This window comes from Streptomyces sp. NPDC002690 (genome assembly GCF_053592415.1).
On the sequence record NZ_JBSFVR010000047.1, the window covers coordinates 19,394 to 30,449 of the forward strand.

At 70.4% G+C, this 11,056-nt stretch carries 11 protein-coding genes; all 11 read left to right on the forward strand.

Annotated elements, in window-relative coordinates:
- The first annotated feature begins 21 nt into the window (after positions 1-21).
- The 11 genes from ACWD3D_RS09500 to ACWD3D_RS09550 all read left to right on the forward strand — a co-directional run bounded on the left by ACWD3D_RS09500 (position 22) and on the right by ACWD3D_RS09550 (position 11,012).
- Positions 22-1,569, forward strand: coding sequence for a sugar ABC transporter ATP-binding protein (locus ACWD3D_RS09500; RefSeq protein WP_451460328.1), 1,548 nt, complete (start codon positions 22-24; stop codon positions 1,567-1,569).
- A complete protein-coding gene (locus ACWD3D_RS09505) occupies positions 1,566-2,579 on the forward strand; it encodes an ABC transporter permease (protein ID WP_451460329.1) in 1,014 nt (337 codons plus the stop codon). The genes ACWD3D_RS09500 and ACWD3D_RS09505 overlap by 4 nt, the downstream gene beginning before the upstream one ends.
- Before the next feature lie 95 nt (positions 2,580-2,674).
- Positions 2,675-3,619: a sugar ABC transporter substrate-binding protein gene (locus ACWD3D_RS09510; protein WP_451460330.1), complete on the forward strand. Its 945-nt coding sequence runs from the start codon at positions 2,675-2,677 to the stop codon at positions 3,617-3,619.
- A gap of 136 nt (positions 3,620-3,755) precedes the next feature.
- Positions 3,756-4,661, forward strand: coding sequence for a LysR family transcriptional regulator (locus ACWD3D_RS09515; protein ID WP_451460331.1), 906 nt, complete (start codon positions 3,756-3,758; stop codon positions 4,659-4,661).
- 153 nt (positions 4,662-4,814) lie between these two features.
- On the forward strand, positions 4,815-5,741 hold the full coding sequence (locus ACWD3D_RS09520) for a VOC family protein (protein ID WP_451460332.1): 927 nt from the start codon (positions 4,815-4,817) through the stop codon (positions 5,739-5,741).
- Positions 5,742-5,817: 76 nt separating this feature from the next.
- Entirely contained in the window at positions 5,818-7,266 is a 1,449-nt protein-coding gene (locus ACWD3D_RS09525; protein ID WP_451460333.1) for an NAD-dependent succinate-semialdehyde dehydrogenase, read from the forward strand.
- Positions 7,267-7,272: 6 nt separating this feature from the next.
- Positions 7,273-8,061, forward strand: a complete 789-nt coding sequence (locus ACWD3D_RS09530; protein WP_451460334.1) for a fumarylacetoacetate hydrolase family protein — start codon at positions 7,273-7,275, stop codon at positions 8,059-8,061.
- A gap of 92 nt (positions 8,062-8,153) precedes the next feature.
- Positions 8,154-8,525: a VOC family protein gene (locus ACWD3D_RS09535; RefSeq protein ID WP_266711632.1), complete on the forward strand. Its 372-nt coding sequence runs from the start codon at positions 8,154-8,156 to the stop codon at positions 8,523-8,525.
- 178 nt (positions 8,526-8,703) lie between these two features.
- On the forward strand, positions 8,704-9,495 hold the full coding sequence (locus ACWD3D_RS09540) for an alpha/beta fold hydrolase (protein WP_451460335.1): 792 nt from the start codon (positions 8,704-8,706) through the stop codon (positions 9,493-9,495).
- The gene (locus ACWD3D_RS09545; protein ID WP_266711636.1) at positions 9,492-9,971 is read left to right on the forward strand and encodes a GlcG/HbpS family heme-binding protein; all 480 of its coding nucleotides are present in this window, start codon (positions 9,492-9,494) and stop codon (positions 9,969-9,971) included. Before ACWD3D_RS09540 ends, ACWD3D_RS09545 begins: the two co-directional genes overlap by 4 nt.
- A 3-nt stretch (positions 9,972-9,974) precedes the next feature.
- Entirely contained in the window at positions 9,975-11,012 is a 1,038-nt protein-coding gene (locus ACWD3D_RS09550; RefSeq protein WP_451460336.1) for a methionine synthase II (cobalamin-independent)-like protein, read from the forward strand.
- Positions 11,013-11,056 lie beyond the last annotated feature (44 nt).

Below are 11,056 nucleotides of genomic sequence, written 5' to 3' on the forward strand. Positions count from 1 at the left end.
CGTACCGAGGGGAGCACCGACGTGACACCCAGTACCGCGCTCCACGGGAGCGCCACCACCGACCCCGCCGTCGGCGCGCCCCGGGAGCCGGTGGTCCGGATTCGTGACCTCCACAAGAGCTTCGGCGGGGCCGCCGCCCTCAAAGGGGTCTCCCTCGACATCAGGCCGGGCGAGATCCACGCCCTGATGGGTATGAACGGGGCCGGCAAGTCCACCCTCGTACAGGTGCTGGCCGGGGTCCACCAGGCGGACGGCGGCACCGTGGAGATCGACGGGCAGGCGCAGCCCGGCCTGTCGACGCGCCAGGCGCGGCGGCTCGGCATCTCGACCGTTCCCCAGCGCCGCGAACTGGTCATGGAACTGACCGTCGCCGAGAACATCCTCCTCGGCGACCTGCCCGCCCCCCGCGCCCTGGTCGCCTGGAAGTCGGTCCGGGAACAGGCCCGCAAGGCCCTCGCGGACCTGGGCATCAGCATCGACGTGGAGCGGACCGCGGGCGGGCTGACCGTCGCGGAGCAGACCATGGTCGAGGTCGCCCGCGAGGTCAGGCGCGGCGGCAAGGTCCTCATCCTCGACGAACCGACCGCCTGTCTGGGCGCCGAGGCGGCCGACCGGATCAGGGCGCTGGTACGGACCCTGCGGGACGAGGGCATGGCCGTCGTCTACATCTCGCACTACATCGACGAGGTGCTGTCCGTCGCCGACCACGTCACCGTTCTGCGGGACGGCGCGGTGGTGCACAGCGGACCGGCCGCCGAGACCGACTCCGCCGGGCTGGTCCGCTCCATGGTGGGCCGGGACGTCGTCTCCACCCGACCCCAACGCCCCGCTCCCACCGGGGAGATCGGTCTCTCGGTCCGCGGACTCAACGACGGGCGCACCATCGAGGACTTCGCGGTCGACGTGCGCAAGGGCGAGATCGTGGCCGTCCTCGGCCCCGCCGGGGACGCGCAGTCACGCCTCTTCGACCTGCTCTCCGGCCGCCGGCGCCCCGACTCCGGCGAGATGACCGTGGACGGCAGGGCCGTCCCCTTCGGCCGGATACCCCGCTCGCTCGCCAGTGGTCTGCGCTGCGTCACCGGCGACCGCAGGGCCCTCGGCCTGATCCCTGAACTCTCCCTGGACGAGAACCTGATGCTGGCCAGCGACCGCCTGGAACGGCGACGCCTCCAGCGCTGGTCCGCGCTCACCCGCCGGGCCGCCCCGCGCCGGGAGAGCTACGGAGTCGTCTCGCTGACCCGCAACCCGGCCGTCGGCCGGCTCTCGGGAGGCAACCAGCAGAAGGTCCTGCTGGCGAAGTGGCTGGAGACCGCGCCCGTCGCCTGCTTCCTCGAAGACCCCACCAACGGCGTCGACATCGCGGCCATCGCGGACATCCACACCCTCGTCGACGACCTCGCCGCACGCGGCGTCGCCGTACTGCTCGCCTCCTCCTCCGCCGAGGAGGTCGTGCGGCTGGCCGACCGGGTGATCGTCGTCAGCGCGGGACGGGCGGTCGCCGAACACGACGTCAACACCATCACCCGCGACCAACTCGTCGCCCTCGCCCTCGGAGGACAGAGCAAGTGAGCCTCGAAGCGCCCCCGGTACAGCCCCGAGCGAAAGAAAGCGCCCCGGACACCGCTTCCGGGTCACGTACCTCGCTGCGGTCCCTCTTCGGTGTCCCGCACGCGGGTCTCGTCGCGGTACTGATCATCGTCGTGGTGTTCGCGAGCCTGGAGACGGACTCCTTCGCCAGCTCGACCAACCTCATCAACGTCCTCCGCCAGGTCAGCGTCTCCGCGGTGCTCGCCGCGGGTCTCACGCTGCTGATGACGGCCGGAGGCATGGACTTCTCCATGGGCAGCAACGCGGCCGTCATCACCGCGGTGGCCGCCCAGATGCTGGCCCACGGTGAGTCAACGACGGTGACGGTCGTCGTCTCCCTGGTGCTGGCGACTCTCATCGGTCTGGTCAACGGACTCGTGGTCACCTACACGAACGTGGCTCCGTTCGTCGCCACACTGGCCACGGCCACCCTGCTGGACGGGGTCGCGCTGCTCGTCCTGGACGGTCTGAGCGTGTCCATCGGAACCCACCTCTCCTCGCTGGGCAACGGCAAGATCCTCGGCATCCCCTATCTGCTGATCGTGGCGATCGCGGTACTGGTGGTGGCCGGGGTGGTCATGAAGTTCACCGTCTTCGGCCGCGACGCGTTCGCCATCGGGGGCAACGAGCACGTCGCCCGTCTCAGCGGCATCGGCGTCAACCGGAACAAGCTCCTGCTCTACGGGCTGGCCGGCACCCTCGCCGGACTCGCCGGGCTGATGCTGCTGTCCCGGCTCGGCGCGAGCAGCCCCGGAACGGGCGGTCTCACCCTGCAACTCACCGCCGTGGCCGCCGTCGTCATCGGCGGAACCTCGCTCGCCGGCGGCAGCGGCACCGTCGTCGGCACGGCACTCGGTGTCGTGCTGCTCGGAGTCGTAGCGAACGCCCTGAACCTGCTTCAGGTCTCCAGCTACTTCCAGCAGATCTCGGTCGGTTCGGTCCTGCTCATCGCGGCGATCGCCAACCAGCTCCACAAGAGGTCCCACAACTGAAGTGCCCCGTCGGGCAGTCGGTCCCACCGGCACCGCGGCCCGACGTCTGTGCAAGGCCAAAGACGTCCCACGCACGCCACGAAAGGCGATACACCATGAGCCTGACCACCCACCCGCGAAGAGTGCTGGCCACGACCGTCGTGGGAGCCGCGCTGGCTCTCAGCGGTTGCAGCGGCCAGTCCGGTTCGGGCGGCGGCGACTCCGTCACCCTCGGCTTCGTCAACGGCGGTGACACGGAGTTCCACACCTGTCTCCAGAAGGCGGTGGAGAACACCGCCAAGACCGGCGACGCGAAGATCTACACGGCCAACTCGCATCAGAACCCCGGCACCGAGCTGTCCAACATCGAGGACATGATCTCGCGCAACGTCGACGCGCTCATCGTGCAGACGGTGAACGTCGACGCGCTCAAGGGCGACATAGCCAAGGCGAAGAGCGCCAACATTCCGATCTTCCTCACCTCCGTCGTCACCGACGACCCCTCCGAGATCCTCGGCGCGGTCGTCGTGGACCTGGGCGCGGTCGGCGCACTGGACGCGGGCTGGGTCGAGAAGGACGCCGCGGGCAAGTCCGTGGAGGTCGGGGTGATCGCCGGTGCTCCGGGAGCCGCCTCCGACATGCTGGTCGCCGGATTCACCAAGGCGCTGCCGGCCACCGCGAAGGTCGTCGCGAACCAGCCGGGCATGTTCAACGCCGCCAAGGCCAAGGACGTCGCCGAGAACATGATCCAGGCGCACCCGGACCTCGGTTACGCCTTCGTCGCGAACGAGGAGATGGCGCTCGCCGCCCGTACGGCCTTCGCGGCGGCCGGCAAGAACGTCAAGATCGTCACCGTCAACGGCACCGACCGGGGGCTCGAAGGGGTCGAGAAGGGCGAACTCTCCGCAACCGTGGCGAACTCGGCCATGAGCACGGGTTCCCTTGCCGTGACAAATGCGATAGGACTGCTCGACAAAAAGAAGATCAGCAAGATCGACAAGACGCCGATCCTGCTGGTCACCAAGGACAACCTGGACAAGGCTCCGCAGTACTGCCCCTGAGCCCCGGGCCCACCCCCATTCCGCGCAACCCAGCTGAGTGATCCCGTTCCGGAGCGCAGCGCGGAGGCTCCACCCGCACAACCCGCCCGACACGGCCCTGCCACCACTGGGGCCGTGAACGGCCGGAGGTACCACCATGGACCGTCTGCTCCTCATGCGCAGCTTCGTCACCGTCGCCAACATCGGCAGCTTCAGCGGGGCGGCCAAAGCGCTGAGCTCCTCGGGATCGCTCATCTCACGCCACGTCGCGGAACTGGAACGCCAGATCGGGGTCCGCCTCGTCAATCGCACGGCCCGCTCCGTCAGCCTCACCCAGCCCGGACTCCGCTACGCGGAGTTCGCGGCGCGCATCCTGGAGGAGATCTCCGCCGAGGACTCCCACATCGCGCAGCTCCACGACCGGCCGGAGGGGTCGCTCAACATCATCTGTCCGAAGTGGATAGGCAGCCTCGATCTCGGTGACGCCATATCCGCGTTCTCCGTGGCTCATCCGAAAATCGTCGTCCGATTCGAGCTGGGCGGCATATCGGATCGCACCTATGATTTCCTGGACGGCGGATTCGACATCGCCTTCCACACGCGCGACTTGCGGGATTCCAGTGTCCGGCTGAAGAAAATCGCCTCACTGCCCTTCGTGCTGTGCGCGTCGGAGAAGTACCTGGAGGAGCACGGGACGCTCCTCCACCCGAACGACATCGCCGTCCACGACTGCCTGGTCCACGTCAACGACCCCGTCTGGCGGGTCGGGCACGGCCACGCGAGCACCCTGCACAAGATCCGTAACGTGGCGTTCTCCTCCAACTCCTACATCGCGCTGCAGAAAGCCGCCGTGCACGGCCGGGGAATCGCCCTGCTCCCGCAGCGGCCGGCCTACGACGACCTGGTCTCGGGCGCGCTCCGGGTGCTGCTCCCCGAACTCGCGGTGCCCGACCGGCCGCTGTACGCCATCTACGGCCCCGGCCAGGAGACGCCGCGCAAGGTGACCGTCTTCCTCGAATTCCTCGCCAAGTGGTTCTCGGAGAACCCGATTCCCGCCATGTGACGCCAGGCGGAAGCCGGACGACGCGACCGTCCGTGCAAGAAATGATTGCACCATCCGAAATACCGGGTCATTGAGGTCGCGCGTCCCGATTCTTATGCTGACCGGGCCGGTGTCACGCGTCCAGCGCCCGCGGCCCGCGAAATGAGGGAGTTCATGGGAATCCAGAGAATCGAGTCGGTCACCTACAGCATCGACGACCTCGACGAATGTGTCCGCTTCTTCACGGATTTCGGACTGATCCCGGTGGAACGGACCACCACCCGCGCCACCTTCGAGACCCTGGCGGGCCAGACGCTCCACCTCGACACCCACCCCGACCCCTCGCTGCCACCGGCCCTGGAAGACGGCCCCACCCTGCGCGAGGTGGTCTGGGGCGTCGACACCGAGGCGGAACTGGCGAAGCTCGTCGCCCGGGTCGCCGTCGACCGCGAGGTCACCCTCACCGGCGACGGGGTACACCGCACCCGGGACGAGACCGGCTTCGGCCTGGGCCTGGCCCTCGCCCGACCCAGGGCGCCCGGCACTCCCGGCGGACCCCGCGAGGCCAACGTCTCCGGCAGCGTGCGCCGCTGGAACACCCCGCTGGAGCCCGTCGGCCAGGTCCGCCCGCTGCGCATGTGCCACGTCGCCCTCAACATCCCGAAGGCCGGACAGGAAGAGGCTGTCGCCTTCTACCTCGACCGGCTCGGCTTCCGGGCGACCGACGTCGTCAAGCCGATGGGCACTTTCATGCAGTGCGAGGGCGACGACGACCAGCACAACTTCCTGCTCTGCCACCGCCCCGACCGGGCCGGCGTCAACCACGTCTCCTACGAGGTCCCCGGCTTCGACGACGTGATCGAGGGCGGCAACCACATGATCGCCCAGGGCTGGCAGGAAGCCCGCAGGCTCGGGCGGCACACCGTCGGCTCCAACGTCTTCCGCTTCGTCCACGCGCCCTGCGGCGGCCGTGTCGAGTACGCGGCGGACATGGACCGCGTCGACGCCTCGTACGAGACCCGCGTCCACGAGACCACCCCGCCACACCACATCTGGACCCTGCGCACCTCCCGTGACGCCTCCGGGAACCCCGCCTCCTGACCGGTCCGCGACTCCGTCATGTGAACCACCGCATCCCGACACCCCACCCGCCGAGCGTGAGAGGGCACACGCACCCATGACGACCCACGACGACTACCCCGCCATCCGCATGTACATAGCGGGCGAATGGTGCGAGGGTGGGGCCGGAGCGACCGTACCGGTCGTGAACCCGGCCACCGAAACGGTGATCGGACACGTCCCGCTCGCCACCACCGCCGACCTCGACCGCGCCGCCGAAGCGGCGGAGGCCGGCTTCGCGCTCTGGCGCGACACACCGATAGCCGAGCGCACCGCGATCCTGCACAAGGCCGCCGAGCTGCTCGTCTCCCGCGCCGACCGGGTCGGCCGCGTCATGACCCGTGAACAGGGCAAGCCCCTGCGCGAGGCCGCCGGAGAGGCGAAGCGGGTCGCCGGAGCCCTGCGCTGGGACGCCGACGACGCCCGCCGCGCCTACGGCCGGATCATCCCCTCCGAGGACGGCACCCTGCTCTCCGTCCGCCGCCGGCCCATCGGCCCGGTCGCCGCCTTCACCCCGTGGAACTTCCCCGCCGGATCACCGATGCGGAAGATCGCCGCCGCGCTCTCGGCCGGCTGCTCCCTCGTCATCAAGGCCTCCGAGGAGACCCCCGGGACCGCCGTCGAACTGGTCCGCTGCTTCGAGGACGCGGGGCTCCCCGCCGGTGTCCTCAACCTCGTCTTCGGCGAACCCGCCGAGGTCTCCGCCCACCTCATCGCGCACCCGGCGACCCGGCTGATCGCCTTCACCGGATCGGTGCCGGTCGGCAAACTGCTCGCCGCCGCGGCGGGGGCCGAGATGAAGCCCTCCCTCATGGAGCTGGGCGGCCACGCCCCGGTCATCGTGTGCGCGGACGCCGACCCGGTCACCGCCGCCCGCCGCGCCGCCGCCGCCAAGTTCGCCAACGCCGGCCAGGTCTGCACCTCGCCCAGCCGCTTCCTGGTCCACGAGAGCCTGGTCGAGGAGTTCACCGAGGAGTTCGTCCGCGCCGCCGAGGCGGTCGTGGTCGGCGACGGGGCGGAGGAGGGCGTCACCATGGGCCCGCTCGCCAACGAGCGACGGCTGCGGGCGATGGAGGAGCTCACCGCCGACGCCGTCGCCAAGGGCGCGAAGATCCGTACCGGCGGCGAGCGACTCGACCGCGCGGGCTACTTTTTCGCCCCCACCGTCCTCACCGACGTCCCCGAGGACGCGGCGCTCATGTCCGAGGAGCCCTTCGGCCCGCTCGCGCCCATCGTCGCCTTCCGCGAACTCGACGAGGCCCTGCGGATCGCCAACTCGCTGCCCTACGGGCTCGCCGCGTACGGCTTCACCCGCTCCGCCGCCACCGCCGAACGCCTCACCCGCGAGTTCGAGGCCGGCATCCTCTCCCTCAACCACTGCGGCGGATCGACCCACGAGGCGCCGTCCGGCGGAGTCAAGGCCAGCGGCTACGGACGCGAGGGCGGCCCGGAGGGCCTGGACGCCTACCTGGTCACCAAGCGCGTCTCCCACCTGCTGACGGACTGAGCCACGATGCGATACACCCGAGTCCGGGTGGGCGGCCGGGCCGTCTGGGGGCGCGTGGAGGACGACTCCGTACGCCTGCTCTCCGACTCCCCGCTGGACGGCGACCCCACCGTCATCGGCACCATCCCGCTCACCGAAGCCGACTGGCTGCCGCCCGTCGTCCCGCCCGTCTTCTACGCCGTCGGCATGAACTACCCGCGCCACATCGAGCACGCCCGGCTGCTCGGCGACAAGGCCGGAGTCGTGCCGGAGCGCCCCGAGGCCGGTTACCGCGCCAACAACGCGCTGACCGGTCACGGTACGGCGATCGTGAAACCCGCCGGGGTACGCGGCCGGTTCGAGGCCGAACCGGAACTGGTCGCGGTCATCGGCAGGACGCTGCGGCACGCCACGTACCAGCAGGCGCGGGACGCCGTCTTCGGCTGGACGATCGGCAACGACGTCAGCGCCCGCGCCTGGCAGCACGAGGACCGCACGTTCTGGCGCGCCAAGAACAGCGACACCTTCAAGCCGATGGGCCCCTGGATCGAGACCGACGTCGACGCGCTGGCGCAGACCACCACCCTGCGCGTCAACGGTGAGACCCGCGCGCTCTTCCCGACCGGCGACATGGTCTTCGACCCGTACGACTACATGGTCGAGATCACCAAGCACATCACCATGCACCCCGGTGACGTGCTGTGGATGGGTGCCGAGTCCACCAGCCAGATCGAGGCCGGCGACACCGTCGACGTCGAGATCAGTGGCATCGGCGTCCTGTCGAACACCGTCCTCGCCGAGCCCGGCCGCACCTGAGGAATGTCCCGCCGTTCATGGCGGGTGCGCGACGAATCGCGGGACACCCACATGAGCGGTCCCGAAACCCTCCCCCCGAAAGGCAGTACGCCGTGAGCAAGGAACCTCGCTACATCCACCACGTCAACTTCCCCACCACCGACCCCGACCGGACCGCCGCCTGGTACGCCAAGGTCTTCGGGATGAAGCGGATCATGCCGAAGTCCAACACCCGCGTGGTGCTGATGACCCGCGGCAACTTCGACCTCCACTTCACCCCGGTCGAGGCCATGGAGCGGATGGCGCCGTACCACTTCGCCATGGAGGTCGACGACTGGGACGACTTCATGGAGCACCTCGCCGAGCTGGGCATCCGGCACACCCGTCCCGTCGAACGCCCCGAGAACCAGTCGAAGTTCTGCTACATCCACGACCCGGATCACACCATGATCGAGCTGGTCTTCCACGGCAAGCGCCCCAACTGACGCCCGCCCCAGGAGTCCCGACCGCCCGGCACGCCCGCCCGCCGCGTCGACCCGGAGCCCCGGTGGCCCCGCCGCGAGGACTTCCGGCCGGCGCGCCGCCGCACGCACCGGACGCCGTCCCTCAGGGGGCACAGACGGCCGGTCGCGACACCAGCCCCCGCGAAAAGGAGATCGATCCATGCCCTACGTCGATTCGGACGGCGCGTCCATCTACTACGAGCGCCACGGCAGCGGCCCCGCGATCGTGTTCGTGCACGGTTCGGGAGGCCACCACGCCGCCTGGTGGCAGCAAGTCGCGGCGCTCCGCGACGGGTTCACCGTCGTCACGCTCGACCTGAAAGGCTTCGGACGGACCGAACTGTCCGCGCCGCAGACCGAGTTCGACGGTCAGGCCTTCTACGGAGACGTCGTCGCCGTGCTCGACCAGGAGGACCTGACCGATGCCATGCTGGTGGGCCAGTCCATCGGCTCCGTCGCCGCCCTGCGCGCCGGCCTGGTACGCCCCGAGCGCGTCGGCTCGGTCGTCCTCGGCCACTCGCTGGGCGGCATCAGTCACCCCGAGCTCACCGAACTCGCCGCGGCCGACCGCGCCGAAGCCGTCAAACTCCCCGTCATCGACCGGCTGTTGACCCGGCAGTTCCAGCAGGAGCGGAGGGACCTCACCTTCCTCTTCCAGCAGATGGGCACCTTCAACACGGCCACCATGCAGGACCTGCGCAACCTCGACACCAACGGCCCCGGCCTGGACGAGATCCGCGACTCGGGCGTCACCGTCGCCTTCCTCGCGGGCGAGAAGGACGCGGTACTCAGCGTCAAGACGGTCACCCGCGCCCACGAACTGGTCGAGGGCTCGCACTTGGAGATCGTCCCCGGCGCCCCGCACTCCATGTACTGGGAGACGCCGGACCCCTACAACGCCGCCGTCGCCCGGCTGCGCCGCACCCTCACCGCCCCGAAGGAAACCGCATGAGCAACATCACCCTCGCCGCCGCCGAAGAGATCATCGACGAGGCCCACAAGCGTGCCCAGGCGCTCGGCAAGGCGGTGAGCGTGGCCGTGGTGGACGCCGGAGGCTTCCCCGTGGCCATCCGCCGACCGGACGGAGCCCGCCCGCTCACCCCGGACATCGCGCGCGCCAAGGCGTACACGGCCGCCGTCATGCAGCGCCCCGGCAAGATGCTGAAGAAGTGGCAGGAGAGCCAGCCGGTCTTCTTCTCCCAGCTCTCCCAGCTGCCCGGCGCCGCGATGCCCATCCTCGCCACCGAGGGCAGCGTGACCATCAAGAAGGACGGCGAGATCATCGGCGGTCTCGGCATCGCCGGCGGCACGGCGGACGAGGACCAGACGATCGCCGACGAGGTTCTCGACGCCCTCGGCTACGAACTGGAGTTCGCCGCCTGGGGCGTCTCCGGGAAGCCCGACACGAACGCCGGAAAGGACGCCTGAACCATGGCGGACACGTTCAACTACCGCATCGACCACCACGGCAGCCTGGTCCGGCCGCCCGCCCTGCTGGCCGCCCGCGAGAGCGGCGACGCCGAGGCACTGCGCGCGGCCGAACTCGCCGCGGTCAGGGAGGCCGTGGTCTTCCAGCGGCGGCTGCGCTCCACCGTCGTCACCGACGGGGACCTGCCCCGCGAGGATTTCCGCAGCGCGGTCCTCGAAGGCGTCACCGGATTCCGCCGCACCGGCGAGGAGACCGGCGGCCTCGCCCGCTGGGTGGCCGAAACCCTCCCCAAGGCGGACGGACCGCTGGTCGCCCAGTGGGCCGGCCTGCTCGGCGAGCTGACGGTCGTCGCGCCCAAGGTCGCGCTGCCCTCCCCGGCCTATCTCGCCGCCACCACCTTCGACCCGGCCCTCGCCGGCGCGGGCGGCCCCGCTTCGGCCCGCGAACTCGGCGAGGCCCTCGCGGAGATCGTCCGAGCGGAGATCCAGCTGCTGGTGGCCCAGGGGGTGCGGCTGATCCAGCTGAACAACCCGCTGCTGCTCGCCCACACCGCCACCGAACCCGGCGCCACCGGTGCGCTCTCCTTCGAGGACGCCCTCGCCGTGGAAGCCCTCGCGGTGCGGCTGGACGAGCGCCCGGAGGGCGTCCGTATCGGCATCGCCCCCGGCTGGACCGCCCCCGCCGCGGTGGACCGCGCCCGCGCCGAACGGCTGTACGCGGCGGTCCCCGCCGACCGCTGGGTGCTGCCCCTCGACCGGGGCACCGACGCCGAACTCGACCTGCTGCGCGCCCTCCCCGAGGACCGCGACGCCTGCCTCGGAGCGGTGGACGCGACCACCGCGGCGATGGAGGAGATCGACGCGGTGATGGCCCGCATCGACGCGGCTGCCGAGGTCAAGGACCTCGAGGACATGGCGCTCTCGCCCTCCCGGGGCTTCGCCGACGTGGCCGCCCGCCCGCTGCTCGGCGCCGAGGACCAGCACAGCAAGCTGGTCCAGGTGGAGACCCTCGCCCGCTACTGCTGGGGCAACGAGTTCTGACCCGCGTACGGCCGTGGGGGCCGGGACACCCGCGTGTCCCGGCC